This is a genomic window from Pedobacter sp. GR22-10, from assembly GCF_026239715.1.
Classification (GTDB): Bacteria; Bacteroidota; Bacteroidia; order Sphingobacteriales; family Sphingobacteriaceae; genus Pedobacter.
In genome coordinates this window covers 80,152-98,084 of the sequence record NZ_JAPIVR010000004.1, presented here as the reverse complement: position 1 = coordinate 98,084, position 17,933 = coordinate 80,152, and the positions used below count along the sequence as shown (strand labels likewise).

Here is a 17,933-nt window from a genome sequence, read left to right as displayed (position 1 = left end):
TGAAAAGGAAAAGCCCCGCATTTGCGAGGCTATCCTGACAATTAAACTAAGTTTTTTACCAAACATAAGTGGCAACAGTACCCTGATCAAGGCTGCTGGTTATTATTTTTCCTTTGTATTTAATGTTGAAATGGGTAGTGAAGCTATTGTTATTGCATACAATCAGCACATCTTTCCCATCTGGAGTTTTAAAAGCCACATTCTGCAAATTATTGGTCAAATTGGATGCAATTCGCACTGATCCTGCCGGAACAAATTTAGAGGCGTGAGCAATAACATAATAGGCTACGTTTCTACTTATTGCAGGTGCAATGGTAATTGCGCCTAAACATGATGTACAACCACCTTTATCTGTGTGTGGATTATAATTTTGATCTGCAGCCAGATTCCATTCCAATACATTTCTGCTCCAGTTTCGGGTTGCCCCGATAATTAGTGTAGATACGTGCCATTTCAAATCTTCGGCAAAATTACTTGGTCCGCCCACCCACTGCTCAGTGAAATAAACATTTTTATCAGGGTGTGCATCATGAACTTTGGATAAAGCAGTGATCGGACCAGCATATAAGTGAAAGGCAGAACCATCTATATATTTTTTCGCCTCAGCATCGTTCAAAATGGTGATAGGATATTCAGGTTTGTCTGCATTATGATCGTAGATGATGATTTTGGTTTTAATACCACTGTTTTTAAATACCGGACCTAAAGCTGTTTTAATAAAATTTGCCTGATCAGCAGCTGTCATGTACATGCTTGGATTATTCCCCGGGTGTAAAGGCTCGTTTTGAGGAGTAATGGCATCAATGACGATACCTTCTGCCTTCATGGCCTGGATGTATTTCACCAGGTATTTGGCATAGGTTTGATAATATTCCGGTTTCAAACTTCCTCCAATAAAGCTTTTATTCGTTTTCATCCAGGTTGGAGCTGTCCACGGTGAACCCAAAATTTTAATGGCGGGATTAATCGCTACAATTTTCTTTAATATTGGAATTAAATCTGCCTGCTCTTTGGCAATTGAAAATTTAGCCAGTGCTTCATCGGTTTCGCCTTCTGCGATATCGTTATAGGTGAAGGGAGTAGCACTTAAATCAGAAGCACCAATACTGATCCTGATGTAATTAACACGGATGGCCTGATCAGTATTGGCAAAGAGTTCATTCAACAGTTTATCTTTTTCCGTTGCAGGCAAAGCATTAATTAAAGTAGCACTTCCACCTGTTAAGGTATAACCAAAACCATCAATGGTTTGAAATTTAGTCTCCGGGTCAACTTCAATCGTTGGATGTGAATTGGTTTCATCAGAGAAGTTCAGTGCGATATTTTGTTTCTGAAGCAATTGAGATTGGTCACCTTTGGTTAACCAGAAACCCACTTCACTTTTTTTGGAATTAGCATTGTTTTGTTGATTGGCTTCATTGCCTGATTTTACATTTCTGCTGGCGCAGGCAGATAATAGCAGACAGGTCATTAAACAAATATTGTAAATGAATTTCATAGGGAGATAAAAAGTTTAAAATCGAAATCTTTGTTTTTAAAAGGTTCGGGACGGTATACATTGGCCCCGAACCTTAGAGATTATTTGGTGTGTTGAATTATTTGATGCTTGGATTTCGGTCTACTTCTGCCTGCGGAATCGGGAACAATAACTTCTCAGCGGTAACATTATAATTTAAGTTTGCACCATTACCGTTTTTCTGCGCATTCATAACGGCGATTGCCCTATTTGTTCTTAATAAATCAAACCAACGGTGGCCTTCAAAAGCCAGTTCTAAACGGCGTTCCTTTTCAATGGCCAGACGCATGGATGGTTGATCATTTGCCGGGGTGGCGGCCAAATTTACGCGACGACGGATTTCATTTACCAGAGCAGCAGCAGCCGACCAGCCTGATGTACTTAGTTCATTTAAGGCTTCTGCTTTGAGCAATTTAATGTCAGCCAGACGAAGAATATAAGAATTCGCTAAATCATCATTGCGGTATTTGTTGATAAACGGATAATTAGATTTGGTCCAGTAATCATCAGACCATCCTTCTGTGCTTACGTTTTTAAAGCTTATGCTTGAATTTTTGCGGATAGCATCACCTTCTGTATCAAAAGCAGCAACTAAATCATTTGTAGGCGTACAAAAGCGTTTCCAGCCTGTACCTACAATTACGCCAGTCATCCAGTTTCCACGGCCATTCGGGCCGCCCCAGCCATCGTATTGCATTTCCCAGATGGATTCACTGTTGTTTTTATGTGCGCCATCAAACAGCTGATCAAAAGATCCCATCAGGTTATAGCCACCATTTATCGTGGCATCAGCGTATTGCTGTACTTTGCTCCAATCCGGATTTGGTTTTGAAGCATAAACTTTTGCTAAAAGTGCATTAACAATCCCTTTGGTGATCATGCCTTTATTGGGCGCAGTGGAACGAACATTTGGTAAGGCAAACTCCAAATCCTTAATAATTTGCGCATAAACTGCTTCTACTGAAGAGCGGGGTTTTTGCATCTCTTCTAAAGAGGTTGGCGAGGTTAAAACCAAAGGAACACCTCCATATAACCTTACCAGGTGGAAATAAAAGTAAGCCCGTAATGTGGAAGCCTCACCTAAAATCTGATTTCTCCTGCCACTGGCATCCAAAGTAGGATCCTGAATGTTCGGAACATTTTCCAAAACTTCATTTGCATTTTTAATATTGGAATAAAGTCCACTCCAGTCGCGGCCAACATTGCCATTCGTTGAATTGGTAGTGAAAAGATCAATCTGGATATTTGCAGGGTTATCACCTCCTGCATAGGAATTATCTGCCGTGACATCACCATTAACCATGTAATCCCAAATGTGATAGTCGTTATACATACCACCATAAACGCCGGCCATTAATTTCTCTGCTGCCGCTGCCGTTGTAAAGGCTACATCTGCAGTAACTTGATTGAAAGGCTGTTTTTCAAGGAAACCTTTTTTGCATCCGCTTTGCAAAGTAATCGCTAATGCTGCGGTTGCCACTAATGAATATATTTTTAATTTCATTTTCTTAATCTTTAAAATCCAACATTAATACCGAACAATAAACTTCTTGATTGTGGATAAGTGCCATAATCAACACCCATCGATGGGCCATTTGCTGAATTCATGTTCACTTCAGGGTCCAGCCCTGAGTATTTTGTAAAAGTTAATAAGTTATACCCGGTAGCAAATACAGTTAGCTTGCTCATTTTTAGTTTTTCCAATACCGATGAGCTAAAACTGTATGAAAGCGTTGCGGTTTTTAAGCGCAGGTAAGAGGCATCTTCTACAAAACGGCTGGAAGTAAGGGAGTTTTCTGAGCTACTTCTTAACGCTTTTGGAATATTGGTGATTTGGCCTGGCGTAGTCCATCTGTTTAATACGGCTGTTGATTGATTTTTGGAATCAAACATACCTTCGATATCAATTCTGGAGGCATTAAATAATTCACTACCCTGAACTCCCTGGAAGAAGAAATTAAATCCCCAGTTTCCATAAGTTAAATTATTAGTGATACCATAAATAAATTTCGGTTGTGCAGAACCAATAAAAGTTCTGTCGCCCGGATCTGCCGAGCCCGTAAGACCATTGCCATTGGTATCTGCATATTGTGCTGCTCCGTTGGCCGGATTCACACCTGTAAATACATAACCGTAAAAGCTGCCCAACGGCCTATCCGCTACTACGCGAACAGCATCGTCACGTTCGTAGATGCCGGCAAAGTTTAATGATTGTGTAGTGGCACCTAAATCGGTTACTTTATTCCGGTTGATGGAAAAATTTAAATCCGTAGTCCATTTGAATTGCTCACGATCAAAGTTCTTCGTTGACAAAACAAACTCTAAACCTTTGTTTTCCATCGCACCAACATTATAGGCCTGACTTCCAAAGCCTGATGATGGAGGCAACTGCACGTTAATTAAAAGATCATTTGTCTTTTTTAAATAAGCATCAGCAGTGAAGGTAATGCGGCTATTGAATAGGGTTAAATCCAAACCAATATTGGTCTGCGTGGTTTTTTCCCATGATAGGTTATCATTTGCAGGGTTTTGAAGGTTGTATTCGCCCTGTGCATTTACGTTATAAAGCTTTAAGTAAGCATAATCGCCAATTCCTTCGTCATTACCCACTTTACCCCAGCTACCACGAAGTTTTAGATCATTGATGGTCCTACTTTCTTTCATGAAGTTCTCGCCAGAAATTCTCCAGCCTGCTGAAAAGGACGGGAAGTAACCAAAACGGTTTTCTTTGGCAAATCTAGATGAGCCATCAGCCCTGAAGTTTGAACTGAATAAATACTTGCTATCGTAAGCATAAGTAACCCTGGCCAGATAAGATTGTTTACTCCATTGTGCCCTTTGTGGCACTGTTAAAGCTACTGATGGTGCCGTTGGATTGCCGGATACATCATAAAAACGAGTTAACTCATTATTTTTATATTGATAATCTGAAGATTGAATGGTGTAGCCACCTGTTGCCGTAAAAGCATTTTTACCCACATTTTTGGTGTAATTTAAAATGTTTTCATTTAACCAAACATGGTCATTAGTGGTGTTATCTCTGTAAACGCCTCTTTCCTGACGGCCATAGGTGGTTAAGAAATTGTCAGTAGAATACTTGTAAAAGTTTCGATTAGCATTGGTACTGATCGTTGATTTGAAAAACAAATCTTTAGTGAAGTTAACTTGTGCACCAAAAGCCCCGATGAATCTGAAATTACGGGTTTTGTTTTTAGATCCGAAAGCCAAAGCTAAAGGATTATCCCATCCACCCGCATTCGGGATCGTGGTGTATTGACCATTTGGCTCAAAAATACCAATGGTAGGAGGCGTAGTTAGTGCGCCTAAAATAACCCCTCCACGAGAAACACTGCTGTTGTCACCAACATCAATAGAATTGCTGGAAGTTAACACCGCATTACCCGTCAATTTTAACCATGAGGTGATGTTTTGTGATCCGTTAAAGTTGGCCGTTAAACGATCTAGTTTTGCGGGGGCAACAACGCCTTTATCCTGCTGGTAACCTGTAGAAAAATAATACTGTCCCCCTTTTATGCCGCCAGAAATAGAAGCCTGATACTGGTTTTGTATTCCTGTTCCAAAGGTTTCTTTCTGCCAGTCGGTATTTTGATTTCCACCAAAAGTAGTGTAACCCAATTCTTTCATCAAACCAATATATTGCTCACTGTTGAGTACATCTTGTTTTTGCCAGAAGTTAGAAAAACCCGTAAAGGCATTGAAAGCCACCTTTAATTTGCCGGCCGATCCCTTTTTAGTGGTAATCAAAACCACTCCATTCGCACCACTTGAACCATAAATAGCTGCTGCAGATGCATCTTTCAAAATTGTCATGGATTCGATATCGTTGGCATTTAAAAAGCTCGCATCTCTGGAAGTCACTCCATCAATGACATAAAGCGGACTATTAGAGGCGGTAATTGATGTATTCCCTCTAATGCTGATGGAAATGCCTGCGCCTGGTTTACCTGATTGTGAACTTACCTGTACACCTGCTGCTCTACCCTGGATAGCTTGTAGCGGGTTAGTGATGGGCTGATTCTCTAGATCTTTTGATGAAACTGACACCACCGAAGTAGTCAGGTCTTTTTTAGTGGTGGTACCATAGCCAATTACAACGACTTCATTGAGTTGTTGATTGTTATCCGACAAGGTAACATTAATGCTGGTTCTGTTATTTACGGATTCTTCTATCGCTTTGAATCCTATAAAAGAAAATTCAAGTATTGCATTCTGTGGTGTAGAAATGGTAAAAGTTCCGTTGTCTGACGTGGATGCACCCTGGTTTGAGCCTTTCACTTTAACGGAAACACCAGGTAAAGGCAGACCTTTCTGATCCTTCACCTGGCCGGTTACGGTAATGTTTTGTGCCATACTCCATGAGATAGCGCCAATAAAAAATACCATAAGCAATGTAAACTTTTTTCTCATAATTTTTGCTTTGTTAATATTATATGAGGTAAAGTTACAATGCAATTCATGTTAAAAGCAAGTATTCTAAAAGTTAATTTTAATATAAGTAATTGATTAGTAGTTGTTTATGTAAATAATGATACGCTTTAGTACCGCAATTATTGCAGGTCACTTCAGCCTGATAATCAGTTATTAAATGCAAGGAATGGATACGGCTTCAGAACGATTTTGATACGCTTAAATACCGGTCAAATTATTTTTGCTGATTTACAGTAATAACAAAAATGTGACCAATAAGCACTACTGATTATTCAATTACCAGCTGGCTCCAACCATTTTTGCCACTTTTTTTAAGTGTTTTTTTCCGGTCTTCCATCACTTTTTTAATTCGTGATCCGAAGGTCCAGCAGGTGCTTTGTCTGATGGTTAGTAACTCTGAAAGCTTATGTGAAGAGATTTTTCCTTTTGATGAATAAATCAGGAAAATCATATAGAAAGCTTTATTAATGGGAATCCTTGTATTGTGAAAAATGGTGTAGGTTGTAACCGATTCTTCATAACCGCATTTACTGCAGCGTCGGCTATGTAAGATATGGCCGGTAAAATAATGATCATTACTGCATTTTCTGCAGTGGTAGCCATTTTTCCATTTGAGCTCAGCCAAAAATTCATAGCAGGTTTCTTTATCAGGATAGATTTTACTAAACTCTTCAAAATCTACTTCGGTATTCATTACCCGGTCACGGGTTACTTTTTCTACACTGGTTTGCAACTCCTCGTTATCCTGCTCCAGCAATACATTCATCCTGGAAATTTCTTCAGCTTGCTTCTGTAATAACATATTGGCTTCTTCCAAAGCCTGGTTTTTACTCTCAATAATTAAGGATTTATGGAAAACATCACGTGTACGTTCTTCTACCTTACTTTCCAGTTCACGGTTAATGGTATCCTTTAAGGTGGCATTAACAGCCATTTGCCGAATAATTTTCTGTTGAGCCTTATCTTTTTTTAACTTCAGAATCCGCACCTTATCGCCGATAGCGAAGGATAGGAAAACCATTTCCATGATAAAACAAAAACTAAGGCTATAATAACTGATTACCCCAAAGTTCAGCCAGTTGATACCCAACATAATTAAGAACTTAAGCACAAAGCCTATAAACAGAAAGCTATAGCCGAGTACAAAAAAGCGGGCAGGTTTATAGCCATTTTTGTAAATATAAATTCCGGTGAAGAAAGCGACCGAAAGCGGTATAGCTTCTATAAATTTAAAACTGAAAAAAGTCTGATCGAAAAGATAACAGTAGAAAAAAAAGATAATCCTTAAGGTGATTATGCCAGTAATTAACTTGTTTATTTTTGGTGCTTTCGATTTAATGAATAATAATTCTCTGGTAAAAAGCAAAGCAAATATGCTGGTGGCACAAAGTGCAAAAGCATAGGCAACCTGATTCCAGGCCGGTGCGTTTGGCCAAAGGTACTGATAAGCAATACCATCAGTACTCATTTCAAAAAAGCCTACACTCAGATTGTACAATACATAATATAGATATTGTTTCTGCCTGATGGCTACGTACATAATCAGGTTGTAGAAGCTGAAAACCAGAATCATGCCATAAAAAATCCCGAAGTAAAAGTATTCATCAAGAGCATAGGAAATGAACCATTCCGCACTTCGTAATACAATTATAATATCTGAAATCTGAGATGATTTGATCTTGAAATAGTAGGTCTGAATACTGTTTCCTTTATTTTTAATCGGAATTTCAAAATTTTTATGGTTAATCAGCCTTTTGCTGAAATCATATGCATCACCAAGCTTTTTTTCCTGATATTTGCCGTCAGATTGTGGAATAAATGCGGTAATATGATCGATGGTCTGATCAAAAAATTCCAGTAAAAAGGGTTTCTCTACTTTTTCATTCTGCCTGATTTTGATCCTGAACCAATAAGTTTTATGGAGATTTTTGGTTTGAGGTGTGCTGGTAATACTGGCCTTAAAAAGTTGCTCGAATGCCTTACTGCTGATCTGATTAAATTCGAATTGACCGGCAGGATCTTCCAGTACTTCAATTTCTTTAAACGTAAAAATATGCTGTGGTACCGATTCCTGTATAGCTACAACTTTTTGTGCAAATAAATTCGACGCACAACAGAGCAAAAAACTGAAGATCAGGAGTAATGCTTTTTTAAAGGATACAGGCATAAGATGCAAAGGTACAAATTTGTAGCTGGCCGATACAGATATAGTGCTGTTTAGATTATACCTGAAAAATTAAGGAGATGCTGGTGCCCTGTTGTTCAACAGATTTAATTTCGACATCAATTTTATGAAAACTGGCTATACTCTGTACAATGGCGAGGCCCAGGCCAAATCCGTTTTCTTCTGTATTTCCTCTTTTAAAACGATCGAAAGCATTGGCCACTAACTCCTCGCTCATGCCTAGTCCACTGTCTGAAATAGTTAATACATATTTTTGACCGGTGAGTAAGCCTGTAACTGATAATTCTCCACCTTCCCGGTTATATTTAATGGCATTATTAATAATGTTCATCAATAATGTATGCATCAGGGCCTTATTTCCGATAAGTTGGTAATCATGATTTAAATTAATACTGTATTTGATTTTTTTATCTATAATTCTGTCTTCCAGGTCTTCATAAATGTCGCTGAGTTCCTGTGTCAGGCTTATTTCTTCCGTTTTCAGATATTGATTGTTTTCTACTTTCGAAATTAAAAGCAGGCTGTTAATGATCACCTTAAGCCGGTTCAGGGTTTTAATGGAAGCGTAGATTTTATTTTCATGCTCTACCGGAATTTCGGGTGTGTTCAGCATGTTCTCGAAACGGGTACTTAGAATAGAGATTGGGGTTAATAATTCATGTGAAACATTTGCGATAAATTGCTTTTCGAGTGCAAAAAGCGTATTGATTTTTCGCATGAGTGTATTTACACTGTTATCGAGCATTTTAAAATCCTCAGTAGTGGTGGGGATATTCTGGTAATTATAATGCAATGGATCATCAACCTTATTGATTTTTTTATCGATGATCAGGTAAAAAGGTTTGAGTAAATAATTTGAAAAGGCATAGTCAGCTATTAAAGTGATCAAAAGGGCAATAACCAATACTATGAGCGTATAAAAGCGAATGGAATTTTTAATTGACTGTAATGTAGTCATGGTTTCGCCAATTTCAAGATTATACCAGTTGGTGTGATAAGAGAATTTATAATTCAGAATCCGGTAAACTTCAATATTGCCTTCAATTTCACGCCTCTCTGTGTAAACAGTTGCTGACGAGTCCTTTTGGTTGTCAGGAATATCCTGTAAAACAATAAACTCTTCTTTTAATATGTTATAATCGGTAAAGGAATCCTGATTATTAAGCAAGCTATCAATCTCACTGTCGGTCAGGTTTTTGATAATCTTATTCTTTTTTTTGATCAGTCGGTTATCCAGTTGATTGTAGGCCAGTTTTTCCAGTGAAAACAAAATGGCAGCGCCTAAAAGCAATATGATCGCAATTTTAGTGACTGCATTATATAAAGAAAACTTAACCTGTAATTTCATGGGGTGTTGGTTAGGTGTTTTATGTGGAGGTTAGGTTAGAGTTAGTGTTTAGAATGGTTAGTTATTCATGTTGTATCAGATTGATAAAATATAGAATTGTTTAGGTGTTGAGCGTCAAAAAGGCATTAATCGTATAAATTTAAAGTTTAGTAATCGTATTAATATCTTTTCAACTCCAGTTTATCGCCTGATCATAATAAACTGCGAACAGCCAATTGAAAGCTTTTTCTGCGGTCTTGAAATACTAATCTGCTAACCAATTTTATTACCTTACCATCTTTTCGCTTAACAATTAATCCTGTATCCGATACTTCTTACCGTTTCAAACCAGTCTATATTTGCGGTTGCAGCCAGTTTTTTACGTAAATTTTTAACATGCACATCAACAAAATTAGAATCAGAATTGACTTCTAATATATCTCCCCATACATGTTCAGTTAAGCTCATTCTGGAAACCACACGGTTTTTATTTAAAACGAGGTAGTTGAAAATTTCAAATTCTTTTTTGGTTAAGTTCAGGCGTTCTTCTCCAAAAGAAACAGTACGATTTTGAATGCTTAACAGGAAGTTATGAATGTTAACCTCATTTTTCTCCAGTTTATGTTTCCTCCTGGTGATGGCATGCATGCGGGCTAAAAGTTCATTTAATGAAAAAGGTTTGGGTAAATAATCATCAGCACCTTCATCCAAACCTTTGATACGGTCATCAACCGCACTCCTGGCTGTTAAAATAATCACGGCATCATCGCGGTCTTTCATTGCTTTAAGCTGTTTCAGAACCTCAAAGCCATCGCCGTCTGGTAAACCTAAATCCAGCAGAATAAAATCGTAGTTGTTCACGAAGATCTTCTCTTCTGCAGATGATTTTTTCCAGGCATGTTCTACTATGAACCCTTCTTTGCTCAGAAATTCATCCATTTCAAGCGCAAGGCTTTTTTCATCTTCTACTATTAAAACATTCATTTAGTATCCAGTATTTAGTATCAGGTATTAAAACTATACGAAGAATATCATCGCTTGTCTGTTAACTTTAGTCTTTCCGCTTTAAGCTTTTTGTTCGAGAACTAAGTTAATATTTTTAAGGATAATGTTACAGGCTTCCTCAATTTCTGTTTTAGTGATGATAAGGGGAGGGGCAATACGCATCGAATTGCTGCAATGCAGAAACCAATCGGATAGTACACCGTCTAAAATACAGGCATCGATGATTTTCTTATTCATCTCGAAACTTTCAAATTCAACTGCCAGCATCAGGCCTTTTCCTCTGATTTCTTTAATTGCCCGATGTTTCAGGAGTGATTTAAAATATTGACCTTTCTCTTCTACTTCATCCACAATGTTATTGTCGACTAAAGTGCTCAATGTCGCCAAACCGGCTGCGCAACACACCGGATGGCCACCAAAGGTAGTCATATGCCCTAAAATCGGGTTATGCGATAGTACAGACATAATTTCCAGCGAACTGATAAAAGCACCGATTGGCATGCCGCCACCAATTCCTTTTGCCAGCAGCAACACATCGGGTATAACGTTATAATGCTCGAAGGCAAACATTTTACCACTTCTACCGAAACCTGATTGGATCTCATCAAAAATAAGCAAGGTTCCTGTTTCCAAGCATTTTGCTTTTAATGCCTGCATGTATGCGAGGTCGGCTACGCGGATGCCAGCTTCTCCTTGGATGGGTTCAATAAAAACAGCTGCAATTTCCTCTGTTATCTTAATTAAATCGGCCATATGATTATGCCTGATAAAGCCGACATTTGGTAAAAAAGGCCCATAGCCTGATGAATAGAAATCACTTTCCATTAAACTTTCTGCACCTTGGGTACTGCCGTGATAAGCATTTTTGCAGGCAATAAAGCCTTTTCTTCCCGTATAACGTTTAGCTAACTTCATGGCGCCTTCAACAGCTTCGGTACCGGAGTTCAGAAAATAAGTGCAGCTTAAACTTTCAGGAAGAACCTCTGCCAGCGCTTTAGCGAAATTAACCTGAGGTGTCTGCACATATTCACCATATACCATCAGGTGCATATAGGTTTCGGCTTGTTGCTGAACGGCTTTAACCACAGCCGGATGACAGTGGCCAACATTGCTCACACCAATACCTGCAATTAAATCTAAATGCTTTTTGTCTGATGAATCGTAAATATAAACGCCTTTTGCCCGTACAAATTCGAGCATAAGCGGTTCGGGAGAGGTTTGTGCATTGTGTTGTAAAAACAACTGACGTTGAGTAAGCATGCACAAAAGTACGGAAATACAATAGCCTTTAAAACAAAAAGACCTGCATCGCTGCAAGTCTTTAATCTAATTTTTCTGTCCGCCTCTAAATTTATTAAGCAGTTCACGCTTAAATCCTTCCTGCGCCCGATAAAATTTTCCAACGATTTTGATCGGTAGCTTGGCTTTTAATTTACTGTAATACTTTTTATCCAAATTAAGATCTCTTTGCTTAAAATCAAATTCGCTCGTAATTAAACTTTGAACCTGAGCATCAGTAAGATTATCTATTTCATTTACTTTTCTGAAAGAAATCATCTTTTGCATGCGTTCTTTGCGTAAGGCATTTTGCTCGCTCTGCATATCATTGTAAATCGGCCAGAAGATTTTTGCTTCATCTGGCGATAAATCAAGTTTTTGGGTAAAATAAGCTATTTTAAGCGATTCGATTTCTTCACTTTTAGGTCTTTGAGCCAAAAGCGTAAGGGGTAAAAGGAATATTAAGGTACTGAATACTAAGTTTTTCATTATTAGTTATTTAATTCATGAGATAGATCACTCGAAGAGAAATTGCTCAATAAATAGTTTTCCATTTCTGTATCTGACGCAGAAGTATTATTTGCTGATGTGGTATTCTGAGTTTCTAAATGTTCTATAATGGTGCTTTCATCAATATCATATAGTAGTTGTTCGCTCGAAAGCTCTGCAGATTGGGTTTGCGAAGGTATTGATGATGCATTGTTTTGATAAAAATATGCACCAAATGACGCCATCAAAACGAAACAGGCTGCACTGGCATACTTCAAGATGTTTCGTCTCCAAAGAGGAACAATTTTCGCAGTTTGTTTAGGTTGTTCGGCAGCTATTCTTTCCGTAATTCTATGCTTTAAACCGTCAAAGTAGTGTTCAGGAACCGAAAATGAATCCTCGGCTTTTGGCAGTGCTGATATCTTGATATTTGTTTCAATCCGTTCGGTGAGGTTTTCAAAATAATTTTGTGGAACCTCAAAACCATCACCGTTTAATTCTTTATTTAAGCCATCAATGAAGATAGCAGACTTCACCCTGTCATCTACACTTTCGAAATATCCGTTTGGAATGTTGAATGGATTGCTTTTCTGCATTGCTGCCAGTACAGGAGCATCCTTTTTCCAATCGTTATTTTCTATATTTTCATTCATCACAGATATAGGATACAATTTGAGTGAAAAGGTTTAATAATCTATTTCATCATTTGTAATAAAAGCTTCAATTTTTTTTGCAGCAATATGGAATGATGCTTTTAACGCCCCAACTGATGTGCCCAGTACTTCCGAAATCTCCTCATATTTCATGTCTCCAAAATATTTCATGTTGAAAATCAGACGTTGCTTTTCGGGCAGGGTAAGAATGGCTTTTTGCAATTTTAATTCTAATTTATCTCCATTAAAATATGAAGAAGCTACGAGGTTTTCAGCCAGTTCTGCAGAAACCTCATCCAAAGGAGTATTGTTTTTTAGTTTTTGTTTATTGAGGAAAGTGATGGATTCATTTGTGGCAATGCGATAAATCCAGGTATACAGTTGCGAATCGTTTCTAAATTTATCAATATTCTTCCACACCTTTACAAATACCTCCTGTAATAAATCGTCACAGTCATCATGGTTGAGTACCAATCGCCTGATGTGCCAGTAAATTTTCTGCTGATATTTTTTTAATAGTAAATTGAAAGCTTCATCGCGGGTTTTCTCGACGGCAAACATTTCAAGAATTTGCGAATCTTCAATTGGTTTCATCGAGGAATATTAGTATTTATTACTAAAAAGGCACCAAGACCACCAAGTTTTTCTTCGCGTTCTTCGTGCCTTTAGAGTGACTTAATTTAAGCTTTTTTTCTGTCAATTACCTTTTTAACTGCTTCTACAATGTTAACTGCATCTAAGCCGTATTTAGACATTAACTGATCAGGTGTACCACTTTCACCAAAAGTATCATTTGTAGCTACAAATTCTTGCGGAGTAGGTAATTCGGTCGTTAATAAACGCGCAACACTTTCACCTAAACCACCAAATTTATTGTGCTCCTCACAGGTTACTACGCAACCTGTTTTTTTAACCGATTTTAAAATGGCTTCATCATCCAATGGTTTAATGGTATGGATGTTGATGATTTCTGCATCAATGCCCAGTTCAGCCAGTTGTTCACCAGCTTCGATGGCTTTCCATACCATATGGCCTGTTGCAATAATGGTTACATCAGTTCCTTCATTTACCATCCAGGCTTTACCAATCTCAAACTTTTGATCAGGATCTGTAAATACCGGAATTACCGGGCGGCCAAACCGTAAATAAACAGGACCTTCATATTCTGCGATAGCCATAGTTGCGGCTTTGGTCTGGTTGTAATCGCATGGATTAATCACCACCATTCCCGGCAACATTTTCATTAAACCGATATCTTCCAGGATCTGGTGGGTTGCACCATCTTCACCCAAAGTTAATCCGGCGTGTGAAGCACAGATTTTAACATTTTTGTTAGAATAAGCTACCGACTGACGGATCTGATCATAAACGCGGCCTGTAGAAAAATTGGCAAAGGTTCCGGTAAAAGGAATCTTACCATTAATTGTCATTCCGGCTGCAATACCAATCATATTGGCTTCTGCAATACCCACCTGTGTAAAACGTTCCGGAAAATCTTTGATAAAAGCATCCATTTTTAGCGATCCAACTAAATCGGCACATAAGGCAACCACGTTTTCGTTTTTCTTTCCTGCCTCATGTAAGCCAGCACCAAATCCCGAACGTGTATCTTTTTTCTCTGTATATGTGTATTTTTTCATTTTGTTTTTAGATATGAGATATGAGATTTTAGATAGGAGATCACGCGACAATTAGTCTTAAATCTCCTATCTACTGTCTCAAATCTAGTTTAGATATGTAAGATGAGATTTTAGAGGTGAGATTACGCGACAATTAGTCTCAAATCTCCTATCTATGGTCTCAAATCTAATTTAATAGTCCCCTAAAGTTTCTGGTAACTGCGCCAATGCTGAGGCCAGTTGCTCATCATTTGGGGCCGTACCGTGCCATTTATGCGAACCTACCATATAATCAACACCTGCACCCATTTGTGTACTCATTAAATTTAAGATCGGTTTACCTTTTCCTGTTAAAGTTTTAGCATAATGCAAACCTTCCACAATAGCCTGCATATCATTACCATCAGTATTGATTACATGCCATCCGAACGCTTCAAATTTTGCCTGTAAATCGTCTAATGCAAGTACTTTACTGGTTGGGCCATCAATTTGCTGTCCGTTATAATCCACAGAAGCAATTAAATGATCCACTTTGTTAAACGGCGCAAACATTGCTGCTTCCCAGTTTTGGCCTTCCTGTAATTCTCCATCACCAAGTAAGGCAAAAATATGAGATTGATCACCATTTAACTTTTTGGCTAAAGCAGCGCCAATGGCTACTGATAATCCCTGACCTAATGATCCGGATGCAATACGGATTCCAGGTAAATGCTCATGTGTGGTTGGGTGACCCTGTAACCTGGAATCCAGCTTACGGAAAGTGGCCAGTTCACTTTTATCAAAATAGCCGGCATGTGCCAGTGTACTGTACCAAACAGGAGAAATGTGTCCGTTAGATAAGAAGAATAAATCTTCACCAACACCTTCCATGGTAAAATCTGTTTTATGGTTCAGTACTTCAAAATATAAAGCTGTAAAGAAATCAGCACATCCAAGCGAAGCGCCTGGGTGTCCAGATTGACATCCGTGAACCATTCTAACGATATCTCTTCTGATTTGTGAGGCAATATCTTCTAGCTCTTTAATTGTATGTTTCATTAAATACGAGGTTGTTGTTCATAGCAAAGTTAATATTTTACTTGCTATATTATAATTAGTTATTGATTAAATCGAGTACCTGTTGGGTTGAGTTTTTAGTGTCAACCTTTTTAATTATATGGGCAATTTTACCCTCACCATCTATAATAAATGTGGTACGAACAGTGCCCATATATTTCTTTCCATACATGTTTTTTTCAGCCCATACGCCATAATCTGTTACAATTTTCTGCTCGGTATCGGCCAGTAAGGTAAAGGGTAGGTTGTGCTTGGTAATGAATTTTTGATGTGATTTTTCATCATCTACACTAACACCTAAAACCACAATGCCTTTGGCTTGCAGCCCCTGATAATTGTCTCTGAAATCGCATGCTTCAGCTGTACAGCCCGGTGTGTCATCCTTGGGATAAAAGTAAAGCACTACGATTTTACCCTTAAAATCATTTAGTGAAATTTCATTTCCGCTTTGATCCTTTGATGTAATTGCTGGTGCCGGATCACCTTCTTTTAATTCTGCCATATATAAAATGATTGAATTTTGATTAATATTTAAATTTAATGCTGCAATGTAAACAGTTTAAATTAGTATCCTGTTCGCGATCTTTTAAAAGATGACATTTTAAAACATTTGTACCATCTATTTGGAAAAATGTACAGTGTATCTTCCTGTGTTATCTTTCATATCGGCCACGACGAGTTCGAAGGTATGCTTACCGGAAGTGGTTCGCTCATCAAAGCTGTGCCAAAGCGTCGCGGTTTTCGCATCAAACTCCATGAGAATCCATTTACCATCCAGGTAACCATTAAAACTTTTAATGCCTGACAAATTATCACTGATCCTGAAGTTCATTCTTGATAGACCTGACATGCTTTTTCCTTCGATGATGTTGATAGGAGAAATCCGTGGTGCAATGGTATCAACAGCAATGTAAAAACTTCCAAAGTTTCTAGGTGTTGCTTTTACGAATCCATTATCATAAGATCCTCCCTGTGTCGAGCCATTTGAATTGACGATAAGTGCTTTTGACCTTAAGTTCTCCGGAAGCTGATCAGCCTTAATCCATAAATCAAACCCAATGTGAAGTGGGGTATAACGGTTATGAATTTGATGGACAGCAGACCACGCATTTCCTGCCGGCTTCGGAAGCTTTTTATAAACAAAGTTTAAATCATTATATAAGGTTCCTTTTGGAAAAACTACTTTAATGTCTTCTGTATTAAATTCATTCACTTTCCCATAGGGATAAATTATGCCTGATGGAATAATAGGTGCCATAATTGGTGCACTTCCTGCATTTACGGTAAAAGGTAGAATTGACGCATTCCCTTTAGCATCTGTAATGATATACCGAAGCTGATGTGCGGCGCCATCGTTGAAATTAATTTTTCCGCTGTTCACCAATCCGCTGTAAATTTTTAAAGGATTTCCGGGATCGACAAAACTTTTCTGAATACTTCTTTTCGTATTCAGGTATGTGGGGTAGTCAATATGCGAATTAATCGCCTTGCTGTTTTCAAAAGCAAAACGTTCCAGCGCAGAAGTATAGATCATCTTCCCATCCATTTCCAGCTGAATAGAATACACCCCATTGGTGCCAGATGCACCATTATGCCGGTCTGTAGTCACTACCCCAAATCCAACTTCGCCCGTTAAACTAAGAGGGGCAACAGTTTTATAATTGCCATTCGCTCCTGTAATGCCAATAGCTTGTTTGGGTGTAAATTCATTAAATGTTTTGCCGTTTAAACGGTAAACGTATAATCCATGAATAATAGGCGGGATATTATCTGGAATGATAATGCCGAAAAATTGTGGATTAATGGTTTCTTCAGTTTTGGTATCTCTGATTTCAAAATGTAAATGCGGACCGCCAGAGCTTCCCCGGTTACCAGACCAGGCAATTACTTCACCTTTATGTACAGGAATCAATGTGGCATCGGGAAATTCATCAATCTCAAATGATTTTTTCTCATACTCCAGGTTTTTTACAATCGCAGCTATTTTTGGTGCAAAACGTTGTAAGTGCCCATATACGGTAGTGAAACCATTCGGGTGATTAATATAAAGCGCTTGTCCGAAGCCACTGTTCTGAACCCTTAACCTGGAAATATAGCCATCTGCAACCGCATAAACAGGATAACCTTCGCGTTGATTGGTTCTGAAATCCACGCCCGAGTGAAAGTGATTGCCTCTTAGTTCGCCAAATGAACCCGCCAGGGCAGGAGGTGCAATGTCCAATGGTTGCCGAAAATCCGTAATGGGATATTTATTATTGCTGAATATCTGCTGCGCATGAAGTACATTAACGGTGATAGAACAACAAATAAAAAGTGAGAGGTTAAATAGATGCAGGATCGGTTTTTTAATCATTCC

Annotated in this window: 14 protein-coding genes; all 14 read right to left on the bottom strand. The window is 38.3% G+C overall.

Annotation, left to right across the window (positions count from 1 at the left end; translation table 11 throughout):
* Window positions 1-55 precede the first annotated feature (55 nt).
* Window positions 56-1,498: a glycoside hydrolase family 30 protein gene (locus OQX64_RS17070; RefSeq protein WP_265819683.1), complete on the bottom strand. Its 1,443-nt coding sequence runs from the start codon at window positions 1,496-1,498 to the stop codon at window positions 56-58.
* 97 nt (window positions 1,499-1,595) lie between these two features.
* Window positions 1,596-3,020, bottom strand: coding sequence for a RagB/SusD family nutrient uptake outer membrane protein (locus tag OQX64_RS17065; protein ID WP_265819682.1), 1,425 nt, complete (start codon window positions 3,018-3,020; stop codon window positions 1,596-1,598).
* Between the two features lie 11 nt (window positions 3,021-3,031).
* On the bottom strand, window positions 3,032-5,944 hold the full coding sequence (locus OQX64_RS17060) for a SusC/RagA family TonB-linked outer membrane protein (RefSeq protein WP_265819681.1): 2,913 nt from the start codon (window positions 5,942-5,944) through the stop codon (window positions 3,032-3,034).
* Window positions 5,945-6,233: 289 nt separating this feature from the next.
* Window positions 6,234-8,132, bottom strand: a complete 1,899-nt coding sequence (locus OQX64_RS17055) for a 7TM diverse intracellular signaling domain-containing protein (RefSeq protein WP_265819680.1) — start codon at window positions 8,130-8,132, stop codon at window positions 6,234-6,236.
* Window positions 8,133-8,187: 55 nt separating this feature from the next.
* Window positions 8,188-9,498 carry a sensor histidine kinase gene (locus tag OQX64_RS17050; protein ID WP_088299353.1) on the bottom strand — a complete coding sequence of 437 codons (1,311 nt, stop codon included), beginning with the start codon at window positions 9,496-9,498 and terminating at the stop codon, window positions 8,188-8,190.
* Window positions 9,499-9,783: 285 nt separating this feature from the next.
* Window positions 9,784-10,461, bottom strand: a complete 678-nt coding sequence (locus OQX64_RS17045) for a response regulator transcription factor (protein WP_088299354.1) — start codon at window positions 10,459-10,461, stop codon at window positions 9,784-9,786.
* An 81-nt stretch (window positions 10,462-10,542) separates the two neighbouring features.
* Entirely contained in the window at window positions 10,543-11,742 is a 1,200-nt protein-coding gene (locus OQX64_RS17040) for an aspartate aminotransferase family protein (RefSeq protein WP_265819679.1), read from the bottom strand.
* A gap of 66 nt (window positions 11,743-11,808) precedes the next feature.
* A complete protein-coding gene (locus tag OQX64_RS17035; RefSeq protein WP_088299356.1) occupies window positions 11,809-12,249 on the bottom strand; it encodes a hypothetical protein in 441 nt (146 codons plus the stop codon).
* Window positions 12,250-12,251: 2 nt separating this feature from the next.
* On the bottom strand, window positions 12,252-12,902 hold the full coding sequence (locus OQX64_RS17030; RefSeq protein ID WP_265819678.1) for a hypothetical protein: 651 nt from the start codon (window positions 12,900-12,902) through the stop codon (window positions 12,252-12,254).
* A 33-nt stretch (window positions 12,903-12,935) separates the two neighbouring features.
* Window positions 12,936-13,496, bottom strand: a complete 561-nt coding sequence (locus OQX64_RS17025) for an RNA polymerase sigma factor (protein WP_088299358.1) — start codon at window positions 13,494-13,496, stop codon at window positions 12,936-12,938.
* Between the two features lie 86 nt (window positions 13,497-13,582).
* Window positions 13,583-14,542, bottom strand: coding sequence for a transketolase family protein (locus OQX64_RS17020; protein ID WP_265819677.1), 960 nt, complete (start codon window positions 14,540-14,542; stop codon window positions 13,583-13,585).
* A 171-nt stretch (window positions 14,543-14,713) separates the two neighbouring features.
* Window positions 14,714-15,559: a transketolase gene (locus OQX64_RS17015; RefSeq protein WP_088299360.1), complete on the bottom strand. Its 846-nt coding sequence runs from the start codon at window positions 15,557-15,559 to the stop codon at window positions 14,714-14,716.
* Between the two features lie 55 nt (window positions 15,560-15,614).
* Window positions 15,615-16,079: a thioredoxin-dependent thiol peroxidase gene (gene bcp / locus OQX64_RS17010; RefSeq protein WP_265819676.1), complete on the bottom strand. Its 465-nt coding sequence runs from the start codon at window positions 16,077-16,079 to the stop codon at window positions 15,615-15,617.
* Between the two features lie 117 nt (window positions 16,080-16,196).
* Complete coding sequence (locus OQX64_RS17005) at window positions 16,197-17,930, bottom strand: M23 family metallopeptidase (protein WP_265819675.1); 1,734 nt, start codon at window positions 17,928-17,930, stop codon at window positions 16,197-16,199.
* Window positions 17,931-17,933: the final 3 nt, after the last annotated feature.